Below are 17,460 nucleotides of genomic sequence, written 5' to 3'. Positions count from 1 at the left end.
GCATCTGCTCCCGGGGTTGGGGGCAATGACAGACGCTGGGTGGAGGGATGGACTGCTCAGGCTTGCCTGCCTTGGCGCAGGACGTGGAGCAGTCAGGTCCGGGCCTGCCAGGTCAGCCACTCTCCCGGACGTGCCAACTCCACGCTCACCTTCCGCTTGCGCGCGGCGGCCAGGAGCAGCGCCTCCGCGTCTGGGACCTCCTGGTAGTCATCGGAGGCGGCGACGCCGTAGTGGATGGGCACGAGGAGCCGCGCTTCCAGGACGACGGCCGCGGCTACCGCCTGCTCGGGCGTCAGGACGGCGTGCACGTCGCTCACGGGCTTCCGCCAGCCGAAGCGCGCTCCGTTGATGGGCAGGAAGGCCGCGTCGAAGGGGCCGAACTGACGCCCGATACGCCACCAGGAGCCGTGCCAGAGCGTGTCGCGGCAGTGGATGACGCGGCGGCCTCCTCCAGAGACGATCCACGAGACCTGGGGATCTCCATAACCGTCCGCCGCGGGGACGGCGGTGGCGGTGAAGTCGTTGAGCAGGATGGGCTCGTAGAGCGGAGCGGACCGCACGCGGAGGCCCGACGCCGCGGCCGCCACGGCCACGTCCGGGGCGCACACCAGCGTCCCGGTGTCCCCCAACGCCTGACGGACGGCGACCGGATCGAAGTGGTCGGAGTGGCGATGCGTCACCAGGACGAAGCGGTTCCCGCCGCTCACGTCCAGCGGGACGAGCGGGTCCTTCAGCGCGGTCCCCCACACGGTGGGATCGATCAGCGGATCCACGAAGAGCGTGTCCTGTCCGAGCCGCAGCCGCACTCCGGCCCAGGCCAGCCGCTGGGCACGAAGCGCGGCGCTGTCGGCAGCCTTCGCCGCGCGGCCCATGCCAGCGGGCAGCAGGACCGCGCCCACCGAAAACGCAGCCGCCGCACGCAGGAAGTCGCGGCGACTTGCCCGATCGTTCCGGCTCTCGCTGTTCGAGGGGCCTACCCGTTGCTCCCCCTCGATGCGCTCACACGCGCATGGCCGTACGACAGGGCTCTGCGTCCTCGGGAAGCTGTCTGTGTGGGGCATCCGTCCGTCCTCCTGGCATTGGGAGTCCCACGTTACGGATGGGCGCTACATGAGCACAGCGAAACGATTTCGCGATGATGATGAATCGCGTTCATGTGAAGCTGCCCGGCATGCTCGAGCTCCGTCACTTCAGGCTGATTGCCGCGGTCGCCGACACGGGGAGCCTGGCCGCGGCGAGCCGGCAGCTTCACCTCACGTCCTCGGCACTGAGCCACCAGCTCCGTGACGCCGAGGAGCGCCTGGGCGTGCAGCTCTTCCAGCGCCGCCAGCGACGGCTGCTCCTGACCGGCTCGGGAGAGAAGCTGCTCCTCTCCGCTCGGCGGGTGTTGAGCGAGGTGGCCCAGGCCGAGACGCTCTGCCGCGCGCACCCTCAGGACGACCTGCTCCGTCTCAGCACGGGCTGCTACACGGTGTATGGCTGGCTGCCGCCCATCCTCGGGCAGTGGCAGGCCGAGCACCCACGCGTCGAGCTGCGCATCGTCCTGGAGGCCACGCGTCAGCCGCTCGGGGCGCTGCTGAATGGCGAGTTGGATCTCGCCTTGACCCCGGACGTCCCGAAGCAGGCCCGACTGGCGCAGACCCCGCTCTTCGAAGACGAACTCCTGCTGGTGGTCCCCGCGGGCCATGCGCTGGCGCGGCAGGGACATGTCACGGCGCAGGACCTGCTGCGGGAGCACCTGCTCACCTATGCCGCGCCCCGGGAGCAGCTTGATGTCTTCACGCGCGTGTTCTGGCCCGCGGGCCTCGAGCCGCACCGGGTCTCTCCGGTGCCCCTCACCGAGGCGCTGATCGAGCTGGTGCGGGGCGGTATCGGCGTGACGGCGCTGCCTGAATGGATGCTGCCGGACCCGCGCCACGGGCTGCAGACCGTGCGGCTCACCCCTCGCGGAATCCGACGCCGCTGGAGCGCGGTCACCCGTGCATCCCGTCCGCGTTCCGCCCCGCTGACCCGCTTCATCCAGCTCCTCCGCGAACGCTTCGCCCTCCACGGCAAGGCAGGACCGCGGGCTCTCTCACGGCAACAGGTGCCGCCGCGCAGGGGTGGAACTCCACGGGCCTCACAGCGAGACTGACAGCGGTGTCCGGTCGCACGGAGCCGCGCTTCCGCGCGAGCGCTCGCGGTCCAACTGCCGCTGTATCCATCGCAGCTCGCTCCGGCGGATGAGCCGGGAGAACCTCCCGATCAGCCACCAGTACCTCCGGAAGCGTCTCCACGAGGCCGCGTCCGTCGCCGTCACCCTCAGCTCGACACCCAGCCACGCGCCGCCTCCTTCGCGCGGCTCCACCCGGATGTTCCAGGCGAGCTTGCCGAAGCCGGGCTCGCTGAACGCCGTGAAGCTCCCGGGCGTCACTCGCACGAAGTCGATGCGCGGTCGCCAGAAGCGCCCGATGGCGCCGATCACCTTCTCGCTTCCGGGGGCCTCGGCCAGCGCGAGAAAGCCGTTCCCCGGCGCCGCGATGTCGTCGATCCGCATGTGCGGGGACCTCCGCACCGGTCTGCCACGGAGGCGAGCGAGGATGCGCTCGGGGAGCAGCCGGAGCGCGAAGAGCCAGCGGATGAACGGGACGTCGTGCAGATCCATCGCTCGCACGGCGGCCCAGGCCTTCTCGGGGCTCGCGGCGGTGGGCACCCGGTCTACCTCTCGCAACGCGCAGTCGGGCATGAACTGGTGGATGAGCGTCATGCCTTCATCCAGTGCGCTGCGCGCTCCGGACCGGCAAGCAGGGCAGGGCGAGCGGACCGCGCCGCCGGACTCCTGCCCGTCCCTCCCTTTCGGCTGCCGTTCATGGGACCGGCGACGGTTCGGGCTCGAGCGGCGCGACGGCGCCTGGACCGAGGTCCTCGAGCCTGAAGTCATCCATCGTCAACGTGCCGACGCGCTCCAGGGCCAGCCCCACGCTCAGCGCCCGGCCCGCTGAGGGCGCGGGAGGCGTCGTCCACTCGGCGTAGCCGTAGGTGCCGCGCGTGGGCAGCAGGGCGCTCTGGGCCCACCACACCCAGCCGCCTGAAGCGTTGCGGTAGTACGCCTTGAAGAGCGGCGCGGCGGTGGCCTTGTACCAGGCGGACACCCTGTAGCGGTGACCCGTGGTGAGCGACGGTGCGCACGCTCCGAGATCCTCCAAGGAGATGAGCTTGCGATCCCCGCTGGAGTAGCTGGTGATGCTCAAGCGCTGGGCCCAGTTCCCTGAATGGGCATCGGAGGTCCGCGACCAGGTGTAGGAATTGGCGCCATAGCCGCCGCGCTGCCAGCAGTCCGGTGTTCCGTCCCCGTTGCTGTCGGTCTCCAGGGACGGATTCGCCAGCAATTGCGTGGGAGGGGGCGTGCCCGCATCGGGCAGTGGCGGCCCGTTGACGGGTGGCTTCACCGCGCCCCCGATGACCTGATCCACCGTGCGCACGAAGGTGCCCCGCGAGGAGCGCGCCGCGAGCCAGTCCAGGAAGGCCGTGAAGGTGGCCACGTTGATGCCGTACGTCTCGGACGTCGGACACGGGCCCGGGCAGATCTCGTGGAAGGCGAGGGGCACCCAGCCACCCCCGGCGGACTCGGCGCGGAGCACCAGGCCTTGCAGGTCCGCCAGCGTCTGGGTTCTCTGGATGGAGCCGTGGTTGCGAATAGCGAATGGGTCCAGTGGCGGAACGGTCTCCGCGTAGGGGCAACCCGAACAACTGTCCGGCGTACGCAGGCCGCCAGACTCTCGCGCGGAGTTGTAGTTGCAACCGATGACGACCTGCTCGGTGGTCGCGTCCCGGGCTCCGGACGGGTAGGCGAACGACGTCACCCGGAACCCCGCGTTCATCAGGGCGACGCGATCGTCGCACACCTGGCGGCGCTGCGAGTCCACGTCCAATGTGGGGAGCTGGACGTGCGACACCGTGTGACCGCCCACCTCGTGGCCAGCGGCCTGGAAGCGCCGGAGCTGATCCAGTGTCAGGTATCCCGAGAGGCCGATCCGGCCGCTGCTGACGAAGAAGGTCCCTCGCAGGCCGCGCGCCTCCAACAAGGCTGCCGCGTTGACCTGGCTGGCCCGCGCGTCATCGAAGGTGATCGAGACAACGAGCTGTCCGGGCTCCAGGACGAGACGCGGCGACTGCGGCTCCAGCGCATCTTCAGACTCGGAGGGCGCGGAGACCTGGCACGCCAGCGCCATCAAGAGGGGAACCACGAACAAGGACAACCCGAGCGCGCGGGCAGGCCGGGGAGAGCGGAAGAAGGGGGGCATGGTGCCCGCCAAGGTGCGTGCTCTTCTCTTGCTGCCTAGGGGCCCGGAAGCATGGCGTGGCTGCTCACGGGTGAGCGCAATCAGTGCGCTTCCAGTCGCTCGCGCAATCGGGCGACCACCTGCGCCTGCGAGGCGCTCAGCGCGGGACTCACGTCCACCGGGTAGGGAGGACGTGCCGGCTCCAGCCGCCGCATCTCCCGTGGCAGGCGTGCCACCTCCTCCCGCGCGTGCGCCCGGAGCGCCGTCAGCGGTGGAGAGGCGCCCTCCTGCCGCAGGCCCGCGTGCATCACCCGCCGCAGCAGGGGACGCCCCGGGAGGACTTCGTCATGACACGCGAGCACGTCCCGCCTCGCCACGCCGTCCTGCTCCTCGCGGAACACCTGCTTGCGGCCGGGCAGCAGCACCTTGCCCGGTGACAGCTTGAGCCGCCCCCGGCCCGCGTACTCCACCAGCTTGTAGGCCATGTCCAACGCGGGCGCGTCCTCGGACACCCCCATGGCCGTGCCCACTCCGAAGGCGTCGATGGGCGCCTGATGCGACAGCAGCCGCTCCACTTCGTCCTCGTCCAGACCGCCGCTCGCGAAGATTCGCACGTGTTGCAAACCCGCGGCGTCCAGCAGCGCGCGGGACTGGTGCGAGAGCGACGCCAGATCCCCTGAATCCAGCCGCACCGCTTGCACGTGGAAGTCCGGCCCGAGCTCCCGCGCGAGCGCCACCACCTTCCGTACTCCTTCGAGCGTGTCGTACGTGTCCACCAGCAGCGTCGTGTCTGGGAAGCGGTGGACGTAGGCCCGGAAGGCGGCGAGCTCGTCGTCGTGCGCTTGGATATAGCTGTGCGCCAGGGTGCCCGACACAGGGATGCCATAGCGCTGCGCGGCTTGGAGGTTGGAGGTGGCGCTCACCCCAGCGACATAGGCGGCACGTGCCACCTTGAGGCCCGCGTCCTCGCCATGCATGCGCCGCACGCCGAAATCCACCACGGGCCGGTCACGCGCGGCCTCCACCACCCGCGCCGCCTTCGAGGCCGCCAGCGTCTGCAGGTGCACCTGGTTGATGAGATACGTCTCCACGAGCTGCGCCTCTGGCAGGGGCGCCACGACCTCCAGGAGCGGCTCCTGCCCGAAGACGGGCGTGCCCTCGGGCACGGCGTGAACGTCGCCGGTGAAGTGGAAGTGCTCCAGCCAGTCCAGCAGCCGCCGGGAGAAGCGCCCCAGTGACTCCAACCAGGCGAGCTCCCCGGGAGAGAAGCGGAGTGTCTCCAGATAGGTGAGGGCCTGCTCCAGGCCGCACGCCAGCAGGTAGTTCCGGTGCGCGGGCAGCCGGCGGACGAAGAGGCTGAAGGCCGCCTCCTCGTGGAGCCCCTCCGCGAGGTAGGCGTCCACCATCGTGAGCTCATAGAGGTCCGTGAGGAGCGCCGGCACCATGGGTTTCCCTCCCTCCGCGCACCGTCATGAAGGTATTGCCGCGCGCGCCGAGGAGAGCGCACGGACTCGATGGCGCTCCCAAGCCGGTCTCCCCGCAAGCCGGAGGACACCGACACGGCGATCCGCGCCGTCCCGGTGTCCCCTGAATGCGTCCATTCAGCCCGCGCACAGCACTGGCGCGCGCACCCGCACCCGGTGAGGCAGGGTGCGCCTCACGGCGTGTAGACCTCCGCGGACTCCTCATCGATTTCGGTGTTGGGAGGCGTCCCGGCGATGAGCGCCCTGCCGTCAGGCAGCGCCGTCACCGTGTAGCCAATGCGAACGATGGCCGGCGCGGGGGCCATGCTCCACGTGCCCGAGTCCGGCGCATACAGCTCCGCCAGCGACGGGGCCACGACGAGCACCCTGCCATCGGCCAGCCGCACCGCCGGGCCTCCGATGGGTTCGAGGGGGGCGCCCGTCAGGCACCAGGTGTTCAGGAAGGGGTCATACAACTGCGCCGTCTTGCCCCCCGCGACGAGCACCTTGCCATCGAACAGCACCACCGGTTCGCTCCCCACGGGCGCGAGCGGAGGATGGGCCAGGCTCCAGGTTCGCGTGGCCGGGTCATACAGCTCCGCCTCGGTGACACCCACGGCGAGCACCTTGCCCGTGGGCAGCAGCGGCGCGGTGGAGAAGTGGGGTTCGGCCATGGCGCCCGCCGGGCTCCAGGTTCCCGTGGCCGGGTCGTATACCTCCGAGGACGTGAGGTAGCCGTTGATGTCCTCGCCTCCCGCCACGAGCACCTTGCCGTCCGGCAGCAGCGTCGCCAGTTGCCTGGAGCGGCCCTGGGCCATCGAGCCTGTCCGGGTCCAGGTGTTCGTGGTGGGGTCGTACAGCTCCGCCCCATTGGAGAAGCCCTCGACGCCCTCCAAGCCTTCGCCTCCCGCGACGAGGACCCTGCCGTCGAGCAGCAGCGTCGCCGAGTGGAAGAGACGGCGCGCGTTCATGGGCGCGCCCGCGCTCCAGGTGTTCGTGGCCGGGTCGAACAGCTCCGTCGTGTCGAGGTAGAAGCTCCGTTTCTGCGCGCTTCCTCCCGCGATGAGCACCCTGCCGTCCTGAAGCAGCGTCGCGGTGTGGCCCCACCGGGGACCGCCGCCCATGGGGCCGGTCGGATCCCAGTGGCCCACGAGCGTGCAGTCCGGCAGCCCCTCCACCGTGAAGCTCCGGCTGGCCGTGAGGTCAAAGGCATTCGTCACGGTCACGGTCACGGTGGGAGTCGTGCCCGGGCGGATACACGTGGGCGCCGTCCAGGTGACGCGGCTGTGGGTGCCCAACTGCACGGGAGTGCCTGTCGTGCCGACACTGGAGTCCCACGCGAAGCTGAGCGTGGAGCCCTCGGGGTCGCTGGCCACCACTTCATACGTGAGCACCTGGTCCGGGCTCGCCGTGTCCGAGGAGCGGTAGGAGCGGACGATGACGGGCTCAAGGTGGTTGACCGGGGGCGTGCTGGTGACGCACAGGGCGACGGTGCCCGTGTTGTGCCCGCCACGTCCGTCGGACACGGAGACGCTCAGGCGGCAGTTGTTGCAGGCCTCGGCCGGCGCGAGCGAGGGCGTGAAACGAGCGGTGCTGGAGACCGCGTCGGTCCAGGTTCCCGCGCACGACGCGCTCCAGGCGTACGAGAGCGAGTCCCCGTCCGGATCCGACGCCGTGACGGACACCGTCGTCGGTTGTCCGACGACGAGCTGCGTGGGCGCGGCGTCGAGCGAGGACACCTCCGGTGCGCTGTTGAAGGAGATGGACAGCTCGGCTTCGCCCTCGCCTTCGGGCAGGACGTTGACGACCAGGATCGCGCTGGAGGCCAGGCCGCGCGAGTCCGTCACGGTGAGCGTCAGCGTCTGGATGCCGGTGGACATGGGCGCCGTCCACGAGGTGAAGCGCTCGGTGGTCGACGCGAACGTGCCCGCGGTGGCGCTCCAGGCGTAGGCGATCGTGTCACCCGGGTTCGGATCCTGCGCTGAGGAATGCAGGGAGACGGTGCCTCCGGCAGTCACGGTGCTGGGGTAGGCCACCACGAACTCGATGACGGGCGCTTCGTTGTCGAAGGGCGGCGGAGGATGGAGCTGCTGGAGGGTGATGGCGACGAAGGTCGTCTGGTTCGCCAGGATGGTGACTCCGGAGGCGGAGCCGGAGAAGAGCAGGGTGCCGGAGGCGTCATAGGCCCGCGCGGCGAAGGCGCGGTCGGTGCCCGCGGGGATGTTGCCGATGGTGCCGCCCCACACGCCGTTCGTGGGCGCCAGGTCCACCCAGACAGAAGGAATGTCCGGCCCTCCCGAGGCGACCGCGACGCGGGCGATGGTGGAGGAGAGGGATTGGGGCACCGAGACGGCGAACCGCGCCGTCCCGGTGTCCCCCGCGGAATTACCACAGCCCGCGCACAGCGCTGCCGCGAGCACCAGTATCAGGTGAAGGCCTGCTCTTTTCATGTTCGTCCCCCTCGCCGCGAGCGTGAGGCTCGCGAAGCAGTCGCGGTGGATGAGAGGACTTGGGACGGAGATGCGAGGAGTCTCACCCTGCCTGCGACCGGATCGACTATCCAGGATGGATGGCATTGCCGCCATGACCCGGACAGGTGGTTCACCGTCCTTGGGCTGACGACCAGAGCGCCTTCGCGTGCATCTGGCGCGGCGTGTCTCAGGACGTCGTCAGTGGGAAGCGCAGACCAGGCCCACGCAGTTGCCCGCGCCATTGTCTCGCGCGACGTTTCCTCCTCCGTCGAACGCGGTCGGCGCGAAGAGGCCATAGCCCGTGTTGCCCAGGGCGACGTTGCTGCGCACCGTGGGCTTGCCGGGCACCTGGACCCGGAGGCCATCGCCGTCGTTGCTCAGGAACTGGTTGCCGCGGATGATCCCCGTGAGCACGACGGGGACCTGCCAGTCGCGGCCGGACAGCGTCAGGCCGTCCGCGTTGCCGAAGAAGGTGTTCCCGTCGAGGTAGACCGTGTCGGCGGCCGCCTGGAGACCCGACCCGTTGTTGACGACCTGCGAGTCGATCATCGAGAGCTTTTGCGGCTGCCACACGGGCACCTCCGGCGGCGCGAGCGCGGTGTTGTTCGAGATGAGCGTGTTCTCGAACCGCATCTCGTCGCATTGGCGGAAGCCGCCGTCGTTCGGGATGGTGCTCACGGAGGCATTCCACGCGATCGTGCTCGACCTGACGCGGACGCGGCCCTGCCGGCAGAAGACGGTCAGTTCGTTGGACGTGAAGGTGGAGTCGAGGACGTCGAGGTCATGGAAGTCCACGTACATCGCGGTCCCGTTCTGGGTGAAGACGGAGGACCGCACGTCGAATAAACCGGTGGATCCGTCGGGTTCACCGTCCAGCCCGACCAGGTTCCCCCTCAGGCGGCATTCCGTGATGAGGAACCGCATCTCGGTGACGCCGTTGTAGATGGCGGCTCGGTTGTCCACGAGCTCCAGTTGGTGAAGACGCAGGTTCCGCACTCCCGAGGATTCGGTGGTCGCGACGCCATGGCCGAAGCCCTCGATCGTGCCATTGCGCACCGTGCTGTTGGTGTCGACCGTGATGCCGACAGACTCAATGTTCTCCGGTCCGGTGCGGCGGATGGTGTAGCCGCCCAGGTCGAGGACGACGCCTTCTCCGGAGACCCGGAGCGCGTAGGGGGCCGTGCCCGGACAAGAGAGGTTGTGCGTGAGCTTCGTGTGATGGGTGATCGTGTCACCGCAATGAACGGTGGTGCCGCCGCTGGCCTGGACGGCGGGCGCCCCCATGATCAATGTGGCCGTGGCGACGGCGACGACGAATCCATGCGTCCGCTGCATGTTGCCTCCCTTGGCCGGAGGAGTCCGGCCGTAGGCGGACAGGCTAGGCATTGCGCTTCCGATGGCGTCCCTCCCGGCGGTGGTGGCGCGACCGCCGCGGCGTAACGGTCTGCCTGCGTGGGAGGGTGGGGCGGCGCGGGCACGGACCGCGAAAGGGGGCCTGGAGGCAGGCGTGACGCCGTGAGGCCGCGCTTCCCCGGAGGGCTCCCTTGTGTACCGCGCCCGCCATTTCCATCTCAGATGGGATCCCATTCGCGGAGGGCGCCATGCGCAGGTTCTTCGTCCCGATGTTGCTCATGCTGAGCCTGCTCGCTGCTCCGGCGCTGGCGGGTGACGTCGTCCATCAAGAGACGGGGCTGACCTTCTCGCTGCCGGCATCGTGGTCGGCCGGCCAGGACGGCGACGTGCTCATCGCCACGAGTCCGGACCAGAAACTCTCCATGGTCTTCATGGTGACGGACATCCGCGCGACGGAGGACCTGGTGGCGGACGTCACCCGGGAGATGGGCGGGAAGCTCCGCGATGTCGTTCTCCTGAGCGAGCCCGAGGCGCGGCGGGTCAACAACCTGATTCAGACCCATGCCGAGGGCACGGGCACCTGCTCCGATGGAACGACGTGTGACTGGGACCTCACCCTCGTGTCCGGCGCCCGGCGCAACCTCCTCGTGATGACCCTGGGGGACCTCACTTCCCGGGAGGCGACCGTCCACGAGGTGTACGAGTCCATCCGGACCGAGATGTAGCGCGCGAGGGGCTTCCGAGCCTTCCTGCCCCCACGCGGACCCATGAAGATCCATCACCTCACGGTGGCCGAGTGCCTGCACAGCCTCGACAGCCGCGAGGAGGGGCTGGCCAGCCCGGAAGCGGCGCGCCGCCTGCACGAGTTCGGTCCCAACCAGGTCTCCCATGCCCGGCAGGAATCGCTGGTGCGCCGCTTCCTGCATCAGTTCACCCACTTCTTCGCGCTCGTGCTCTGGGCGGCCGCGGCCCTGGCCTTCGTGTCCGCGTGGCAGGAGCCCGGCCAGGGCATGGAGACGCTGGGGGTCGCCATCCTGTGCGTCATCTTCGTCAACGGGGTGTTCTCCTTCGTCCAGGAGTACCGCGCGGAGCGGGCGCTCGCGTCGCTGCGCCGGCTGCTGCCCGCTGAGGTGAAGGTGCTGCGCGACTCACAGGTCGGTCTGCTGCCGGCTTCCGCGCTCGTTCCTGGTGACGTGCTCCTGCTGGAGGAGGGCGACCAGGTGCCCGCGGATGCGCGCGTGCTGGAGACGCATGGCGCGCGGGTGAACAACGCCACCATCACCGGGGAGTCCGTGCCGGAGCTTCGCGAGGCCGGGCCCAGCGGCGAGGAGGAGCTGGTGCGCAGCCCGAACGTGGTGTTGGCGGGCACCTTCCTGACCACCGGGCGGCTGCGGGCGCTCGTCTTCGCCACCGGCATGCAGACGGAGTTCGGCCGCATCGCCCACCTCACGCAGGCGACGCCCGCGGAGCTGTCCCCGCTTCAGCGGGAGATCGTCCGGCTGGGCCACATCGTCGCGGTGCTGGCCATGGCGCTCGGTGGCGTCTTCTTCCTCATCGGCCGCGCGCTGGGACTGCCTCCGTGGGAGAACCTGCTGTTCGCCATTGGCATCATCGTGGCCAACGTGCCCGAGGGGCTCCTGCCCACCGTCACGCTGGCGCTGGCCATGGCGTCGCAGCGCATGGCCCGGCGCAACGTCGTCGTGCGCGACCTCGTCTCCGTGGAGACCCTGGGCTCGGCGACCGTCATCTGCACCGACAAGACGGGCACCCTCACCGAGAACCGGATGGAGGCGCGCGCCCTCTTCGTCGCCAGCGGCCGCCATGACACCTCGCCCCAGATGCTGGTCGCGCTGGGTGCCTCGTACCCGCGCCTCTTCGAGGGCGCACGGCTGTGTCACATGCTCCAGGAGGTGCGTCGTGACGGAGCGCCGGTGCTGGCGGGCGACCCGATGGAGGTGGCGCTGGTGCACATGGGCGCACGCGCGCGGCCAGGCCCGCTGGAAGCGCGGCGCGAGGACGAGCTGCCCTTCGACCCCGAGCGCAAGCGCCTCTCCACCGTGCACCGCATGCCGGAGGGGCGCTTGCTCCACACCAAGGGCGCATTGGAGTCCGTGCTGTCGCTGTGCCGGGAGGTGGAGACAGAGCAGGGCGTGCGCCCGCTGACGCCGGAACTGGCCGGGCGATTCCGCGACGAGGGCGAGGTGCTCGCACGCGAGGGGCTGCGGGTGTTGGCCTTCGCGTACCGGCGTCTGCCGGATGGGGTGTCGCCGTCACACTGGGAGGAGGGGCTGGTGCTCTCCGGGCTGGTGGGCCTGGAGGACCCCTTCCGCCCGGAGGTGCCGGCGGCCATCCAGCGGTGCCGCGAGGCGGGCATCCGCGTCATCCTCGTCACCGGGGACCATCCGCGCACGGCGGAGGCGGTGGCGCGGCAGGTGGGGTTGGTGCGGACGGAGCGGCCGGTGGTGCTCACGAGCGCGGAGCTGCGGAGGCTTTCGGACACGCAACTGCAACTGGCGCTGGACGCGCCCGAGGTGCTCTTCGCCCGCGTGGCCCCGGTGGACAAGCGGCGCGTGGTGATGGCCCTCAAGCGCAAGCGCGAGGTGGTGGCCGTCACCGGGGACGGCGTGAACGACGCGCCCGCCTTGAAGGAGGCGCACATCGGCATCGCCATGGGATTGGCGGGCACCGACGTGGCTCGCGAGGCCGCGGACGTGGTGCTCGCGGACGACAACTTCGCCAGCATCGTGGCCGCTGTGGAGGAGGGCCGCGCCGTCTACTCCAACATCCGCAAGTTCCTGACGTACATCCTCACGTCCAACGTCCCGGAGATCGTCCCCTACCTGGCCTTCGTGCTGCTGCGCATCCCGTTGCCGCTGAGCATCCTGCAGATCCTCGCGGTGGACCTGGGCACGGACATGCTGCCGGCGCTGGCGCTGGGCGCGGAGCCGCCCCATGCCCGGGTGATGCACCAGCCGCCTTCGGACTTCCGGAGGCGGCTGCTAGATGCGCCGCTGCTGCTGCGCGCGTACCTCTTCCTCGGGGTGATGGAGGCAGCGGCGGGCATGGCGGCCTTCTTCTTCGTGCTGGGGCGCGGCGGATGGAGCTACGGCGAACCGCTGGCGTGGAACGCGCCGCTGCACCTGCGGGCCATGGCCGCGTGCCTGGGGGCCATCGTCGTGATGCAGGTGATGAACGTGCTGTTGTGCCGGACGGAGCGCGCGCCCACGTTCTCCGTGCGGCTGCGGGACAACCCGCTGCTCTTCGTGGGCGTGGCGGTGGAGCTGCTGCTGCTGGGCTTCATCGTCTACACGCCGTGGGGCAACCGCGTCTTCGCCACGGCTCCGCTGCCTGGTTCGCTGTGGCTCTTCGTGCTGCCGTTCGCTGTTGGGATGCTGGCGCTGGAGGAGGCGCGCAAGGCGTGGACCCGCCGCGTCCGGTGGCGCCGCGGCGGCAGGGGAGGGCTCCCACGCCGGGCGGTGAAGTCCCCTGTCCGCGCCCATGCGTAGATCTCCAACACAGGGCCTCAGGAGGAACCCACCATGAGCACCGCTGCCCCCGCTCCCGCGCCCCATCGTTTCGGTGGCCGCTTCATCATCGCCTTGGGCTTCATCACGCTGGGCGTGCTGTTCCTCCTCTCCCAACTGGGGGTGGGGGGCCTGGGCTGGTTCCTTGGCACCTGGTGGCCGCTGCTGCTGGTCGTTATCGCCGTGGGCAACCTCGTATCGAGCGGTGGCAGGAGCCTGGGCGCGCTCATCCTGCTCATCGTCGGCGTGACGCTTCAGCTCGACGCGCTCGACTGGTTCTCGGTGAACGTCTGGTCGGTGGCCTGGCCGGTCCTCATCGTGGCCATCGGGATCCGCATGCTCGTCGAGCCGCGCCTGCGCAACCAGCCGGCTTCGGGCGCAGTGGCCTCCAATACGCGGACCGTCGTGACAGGCGAGCGGGCCTCCGTCGTGGCCATCATGGCCGGGCGCAACGAGCGCGTCCTGTCGAAGGCGTGGGCGGGTGGTGAGGTCACCGCCGTCATGGGCGCCGCGGTGCTCCACCTGGAGGGGGCGCTGCCGGTGGAGGAGGGCGCCCACCTCCGGACCACCGCGGTGCTGGGGGGCATCGAGATCTTCGTGCCCCGGCACTGGGAGGTCGCGGTCCATGGCACGCCCCTGCTTGGAGGCATCGACGACAAGCGCCACCCGGAGCCTCCGGCGGAGGTCATGCCACGCCCGAGGCTCATCATCGACGCCACGGCCGTGATGGCTGGCGTCGAGATCAAGGACGCGTGACCCCGGGTGTCACGCGGAGGGGAATCCCGTCACCTTGCTCGCGGGAAGGGCTTCCAGAGGTAGGCCTCCAAAGCCATCAGGAGGTCGTCCGCCATTTTCAGGGCGTCGGGCCGCCAGGGGGTGGTGAAGCGCGCGTCCATGCTCGTCTGCCGGATGTGAGTCAACCATGTATGCACGTCCCGCTCCGGATAGCCCGCTCCCATCGCGGCCTCGTACAGGAGGGAGTATTCCCGGAGGAGGTAGGTGCTGAAGGTGAGGGGATCATCCGAGCCCACCGCGATGGGCACGGGAGGTGGCGCGCCTTCCTGCACCTGCGGTGGAAACAGTCGCAGGATGGGGTGGTTGCGCAGGTCCATCAGGTTGCCGATGAGCAGGTTGCTGGACGGGTTCACCTCCACGACGATGCCCCGGGCGCCCACGCCCCGGCGCATGCCGTCCTGGACGGCGCGCAGCGCCTGCACCTCCGAGGAGTCCAGGGCAACGTCGACCAGGTGCTGCCCACGCCGGTAGACCGCTTCATCCTCACGGTAGTGCTCGAGGAGGTGGCAGACATGGACGGCCTGGTGCACTTCGTGCCAGCGCAGGCGCCCGAGCGCGCGGGTGAAGGTGGTCAGCCCCAGGTCCCGGTCCTCTCTTCCCACGGGCCAGCACCAGAGCTGATGCAGGACATGGTGGGCCTCGGCGAGCACCGCGGGTGGGATGGCTCTTCCGAAGATGAACTCGGACAGATCCCGGAGGGTGTTCTCCACCTTCGGAGTCCGAGAAGGGGGCGCCTCCGCGCGAAATTCCGGCGGCATCCGGTACTGGCTGTACAGCCGCCACTCGAAGACCAGGCCCCACAGCCGGTCCTCGGCGGGCATCATCACGGTCCCCACGGATTCGGCCCATTGCTGGGGCTCGAGCCCCAGCGCGATGGCGTGGCCCAGGCGCCCACCGGTGCGATCCAGCAGGTACTGGGTGCACTCGTAGATGCGGCGCAGCCCCTCCATGAGGTGGCGGAAGTCTTCTCCCACGTGGGCGGTCATTCGCAGCGGTGGAGGGTGGCGCGCGTGGGCGAACCCGGGGGCGCATGCGGCTCCCCGGCGAACCGCGCGGTACAGGGGCGCGAGCACCCAGGTGGGCACGCTCAGCTCATCCGCGGCCACGTCCAGCCCGCGCACCAGCCACGGCAGCTTGGGAATCCTCCGCAGCAGCTCCACCAGCGAACGGACGTGCGCGGACTGTTCGACGAAGTAGCCCGCGAAGCGCCCGCCCAACTGGCGCGGGTGGAGTGCCTGCGGCTCGGCATGGGTCTCCATGCCATAGGCGAGCGGGCGGCCTTCCTCCCAGGCATGTCTGGGGTCCCGCTCCTTCTTCAGGAGCACGACCACGCCGAACTCGGGTGGGCTCCCCGCGGTGTTCCCGCTGCTCAACTTCTCCAGCACACGCCGCCAGGAGTAGGTCAGGGCCCACAGCTCCTCGGCCAGGAGGGAGGGGGTCTTCCTGGAGCCCGTGCGTATTTCGAGGGAGGCAATGGACTGGCCTCCTCCCGCCACGTCATAGGACGCCTCGGAGCGAACGGAGCGCAGCGGGCCCGTCGCCAGATGCAGTCGCCCGGAGAAGCGGATGAACCACAGCAGGCCCGCGGTCATGGGCCGCTGCACCAGGCTGCGGTAGGTGATGCAACGGATCCGCATCACCTGCCAGAAGAGTCGGGTGAAGGCGTCGTCCTCCGGGGCCTCCGGCTCGTGGGCACGGGTGTCGAGCCGGGCCAAGCCATGGCGTATGAGCCATCGCTCCCCGCCATTGGGGGTTCGCAACCGCAGCCGGACGGCGATGGGGTCGCACCGCCTCCAGACGTCCTCGATGGTCGGAGGAGGCTCGACGTTGTTCTGGAGCGCCATTGGGTGGAGGTCCGCGTAGAGGCTCCGCAGGGGATCGAGGTCCGGCAGGAGATCCTGGGAGCCGCTCGCCAGGGAGTCCAGCGTCCGCACCAGCACCCGCCGCCGCTGGTACTGCCAGGCCGACGCGCTCGCCAGCTCCCGCAGGAACTCCGGCAGGGATCTGTTCTGGCCGCGCAGGAGGTACTCAGCGAGCACGCAGCGCGCCACTGCGGCGGCCAACAGCCATCGCAGGAACAGCGTTCCATCACCAAAGGGGAGGTTCGGCCCCCGCAGCACCTCGTGCTCCAGCGAGGGGTTCCCCAGCGCTGACAGCAGGGCGGCCCACAGGAGGGGAAAATCCATGCCCGCGCCGATGTGGTGGTGGATCTCCGCCACGCCCCGGTCCAGCAGTTGGCGTATCAGGAGGGGGGGATCGATGTTCACCCGAAGCGGAGGAGGTTCCTCCCGCACCGCGGAGAGGAGCAGATCCTCCGGCATGGCGAAGAGGAGCCAGCGATAGTGGGTGAGGGCATCCACCGCATCGACATCCGTGCGCAGCGCGATGTCGGTGACACCGGGGCGGCGCTCCAGATGTGCCTCGGCCAGGGCACGCAGGTAGCGGGCCATGGGCACGCGGTGCAGGCCGCGCCGCCCCTGGTCTCGGCTGGACGTGGCGAACCAGAACTCGTCTCGCAGGGCGACGAGCCGGTCCAGGGACCAGCCGCTGGCATGTTCCGAAAGGCGCTGCTCGCACTCCCGCCACAGGTCCGAGGTCCGCTGTCTGTCCTTCCGGGAGTCCGGCGCGGGCTCCAGCGTGATCAAGCCATCCGTAAAGGCCTTCTCGCTGGTCAGTGGAAAGCTCGCCACTTCGGCCCGCATGTAGGCTTCGGGAATGCTCCGTGGCGCTACCGCGCCCAGTGTCCTGCCTTGTCCGGAGTGCATCATGGCGGCTCCGCTTCCTGGGCGAGCTCCGTCCTCCACTTCTCGTCCCTGGGCATCAGCTCCTGGAGTTCATGGGGTGTCAGCAACTGGAGCACTTCGAGCTTGCGACCTTTGCGGTAGTTGTCGTGGTCCACGGTCCTGAACCAGGCCCAGAGCACCTGATTCAACCACTGGCGCTCCCGGAACCTTGGCCGCATGGGCCGTCCGGTTTCCTTGAACAGGCGTTCGTAGGAGGCGGAGCAGGTGGCACGCTCACGCACCAGGAGCTCCCGGTTCCGGGTCAGAAGATGAAGGTGGTTCTCCCAGAAATTCAGCAACGAGTTCCAGCCCGTGTCGTTCATTCCACCCCCATCCCACGCCAGCAGGCGTGAGAGCAGGGGGGATGGCGCGAACTCCGGAAGCATGAACAGGGGAAGAGACTCTTCCAGCCATTGCCCCCCGATCCAGCTACGGTCGTAGTGTCTGCATTCAGCTTGAACGAACCGATAAAACTCGCCCACATGACGGCGGACGCGCTGTTCGTAGGCCTCCAGCGGATTCGTCTCAATCCCCCCCTGTTCGGTCAGGGCGTCACTTGCGAAGAGGGTCCCCTTCCAATCCCACTTCCCCCGTTGCGGCCCCGCGATCGAGCAGAGGTTGTCGACCCATGCCGCCTGGACGAAGCGGAAGCATGACTCCGCGAAGCGGAGATGGGACCTGTCCGTCCGCGCGAAGGCCTTCTTCGCCCTGAAGAGCGCGGCCTTCCACTGCGAGGTAGTCACAGAGGGTGTGGAAACGAGAAAGGCGACGTAACGATCCCCGGTGAGCACCACCGAAACGAGGCCGGG

12 protein-coding genes are annotated in these 17,460 nt (G+C 69.5%); 4 read left to right on the top strand and 8 right to left on the bottom strand.

Features of this window, described 5'->3' with window-relative positions; all coding sequences use genetic code 11:
- Nucleotides 1-92: 92 nt before the first annotated feature.
- Nucleotides 93-899 carry an MBL fold metallo-hydrolase gene (locus K8612_RS15510; protein ID WP_223762825.1) on the bottom strand — a complete coding sequence of 269 codons (807 nt, stop codon included), beginning with the start codon at nucleotides 897-899 and terminating at the stop codon, nucleotides 93-95.
- Nucleotides 900-1,171: 272 nt separating this feature from the next.
- On the opposite strand from K8612_RS15510, the gene K8612_RS15505 reads away from it, so the two are divergent.
- Nucleotides 1,172-2,134, top strand: a complete 963-nt coding sequence (locus tag K8612_RS15505; protein WP_223762824.1) for a LysR substrate-binding domain-containing protein — start codon at nucleotides 1,172-1,174, stop codon at nucleotides 2,132-2,134.
- Here K8612_RS15505 and K8612_RS15500 read toward each other — a convergent pair.
- The 5 genes from K8612_RS15500 to K8612_RS15480 all read right to left on the bottom strand — a co-directional run bounded on the left by K8612_RS15500 (nucleotide 2,120) and on the right by K8612_RS15480 (nucleotide 9,531).
- Nucleotides 2,120-2,746: a hypothetical protein gene (locus tag K8612_RS15500; RefSeq protein WP_223762823.1), complete on the bottom strand. Its 627-nt coding sequence runs from the start codon at nucleotides 2,744-2,746 to the stop codon at nucleotides 2,120-2,122. The genes K8612_RS15505 and K8612_RS15500 overlap by 15 nt on opposite strands.
- Before the next feature lie 100 nt (nucleotides 2,747-2,846).
- Nucleotides 2,847-4,283 (bottom strand): polysaccharide deacetylase family protein, encoded by a 1,437-nt coding sequence (locus tag K8612_RS15495; RefSeq protein WP_223762822.1) that lies wholly within the window; start codon nucleotides 4,281-4,283, stop codon nucleotides 2,847-2,849.
- An 80-nt stretch (nucleotides 4,284-4,363) separates the two neighbouring features.
- Nucleotides 4,364-5,707, bottom strand: a complete 1,344-nt coding sequence (locus tag K8612_RS15490; RefSeq protein WP_223762821.1) for a nicotinate phosphoribosyltransferase — start codon at nucleotides 5,705-5,707, stop codon at nucleotides 4,364-4,366.
- Nucleotides 5,708-5,919: 212 nt separating this feature from the next.
- The gene (locus K8612_RS15485) at nucleotides 5,920-8,175 is read right to left on the bottom strand and encodes a kelch repeat-containing protein (protein ID WP_223762820.1); all 2,256 of its coding nucleotides are present in this window, start codon (nucleotides 8,173-8,175) and stop codon (nucleotides 5,920-5,922) included.
- 219 nt (nucleotides 8,176-8,394) lie between these two features.
- Nucleotides 8,395-9,531, bottom strand: coding sequence for a right-handed parallel beta-helix repeat-containing protein (locus tag K8612_RS15480; protein ID WP_223762819.1), 1,137 nt, complete (start codon nucleotides 9,529-9,531; stop codon nucleotides 8,395-8,397).
- A 266-nt stretch (nucleotides 9,532-9,797) separates the two neighbouring features.
- Here K8612_RS15480 and K8612_RS15475 point away from each other — a divergent pair, with 266 nt between their 5' ends.
- Genes K8612_RS15475 through K8612_RS15465 form a run of 3 tightly spaced genes read left to right on the top strand, consistent with a single transcriptional unit; the run spans nucleotide 9,798 to nucleotide 13,829 of the window.
- Nucleotides 9,798-10,274, top strand: a complete 477-nt coding sequence (locus K8612_RS15475) for a hypothetical protein (RefSeq protein WP_223762818.1) — start codon at nucleotides 9,798-9,800, stop codon at nucleotides 10,272-10,274.
- 42 nt (nucleotides 10,275-10,316) lie between these two features.
- Complete coding sequence (locus K8612_RS15470) at nucleotides 10,317-13,055, top strand: cation-transporting P-type ATPase (RefSeq protein WP_223762817.1); 2,739 nt, start codon at nucleotides 10,317-10,319, stop codon at nucleotides 13,053-13,055.
- Between the two features lie 33 nt (nucleotides 13,056-13,088).
- Nucleotides 13,089-13,829 carry a LiaI-LiaF-like domain-containing protein gene (locus K8612_RS15465; protein ID WP_223762816.1) on the top strand — a complete coding sequence of 247 codons (741 nt, stop codon included), beginning with the start codon at nucleotides 13,089-13,091 and terminating at the stop codon, nucleotides 13,827-13,829.
- Nucleotides 13,830-13,858: 29 nt separating this feature from the next.
- Here K8612_RS15465 and K8612_RS15460 read toward each other — a convergent pair whose 3' ends face one another.
- Nucleotides 13,859-16,513, bottom strand: coding sequence for a hypothetical protein (locus K8612_RS15460; RefSeq protein ID WP_223762815.1), 2,655 nt, complete (start codon nucleotides 16,511-16,513; stop codon nucleotides 13,859-13,861).
- A 119-nt stretch (nucleotides 16,514-16,632) separates the two neighbouring features.
- Nucleotides 16,633-17,460, bottom strand: an 828-nt coding sequence (locus tag K8612_RS15455) for a hypothetical protein (protein ID WP_223762814.1), incomplete at its 5' end; no start/stop codon positions are given.

Source organism: Corallococcus sp. AS-1-6 (assembly GCF_020037015.1).
Classification (GTDB): Bacteria; Myxococcota; Myxococcia; order Myxococcales; family Myxococcaceae; genus Corallococcus.
Note: the sequence above shows the minus strand (reverse complement) of the source record. Positions and strands in the feature narration are given on the sequence as shown.

Excerpts from the sequence above, each read along its gene's own strand:
- K8612_RS15470 (WP_223762817.1), top strand. The coding sequence starts at position 10,317 with ATGAAGATCCATCACCTCACGGTGGCCGAGTGCCTGCACAGCCTCGAC.
- K8612_RS15465 (WP_223762816.1), top strand. The coding sequence starts at position 13,089 with ATGAGCACCGCTGCCCCCGCTCCCGCGCCCCATCGTTTCGGTGGCCGC.
- K8612_RS15485 (WP_223762820.1), bottom strand. The coding sequence starts at position 8,175 with ATGAAAAGAGCAGGCCTTCACCTGATACTGGTGCTCGCGGCAGCGCTG.
- K8612_RS15505 (WP_223762824.1), top strand. The coding sequence starts at position 1,172 with ATGCTCGAGCTCCGTCACTTCAGGCTGATTGCCGCGGTCGCCGACACG.
- K8612_RS15475 (WP_223762818.1), top strand. The coding sequence starts at position 9,798 with ATGCGCAGGTTCTTCGTCCCGATGTTGCTCATGCTGAGCCTGCTCGCT.
- K8612_RS15500 (WP_223762823.1), bottom strand. The coding sequence starts at position 2,746 with ATGACGCTCATCCACCAGTTCATGCCCGACTGCGCGTTGCGAGAGGTA.
- K8612_RS15495 (WP_223762822.1), bottom strand. The coding sequence starts at position 4,283 with ATGCCCCCCTTCTTCCGCTCTCCCCGGCCTGCCCGCGCGCTCGGGTTG.
- K8612_RS15480 (WP_223762819.1), bottom strand. The coding sequence starts at position 9,531 with ATGCAGCGGACGCATGGATTCGTCGTCGCCGTCGCCACGGCCACATTG.
- K8612_RS15490 (WP_223762821.1), bottom strand. The coding sequence starts at position 5,707 with ATGGTGCCGGCGCTCCTCACGGACCTCTATGAGCTCACGATGGTGGAC.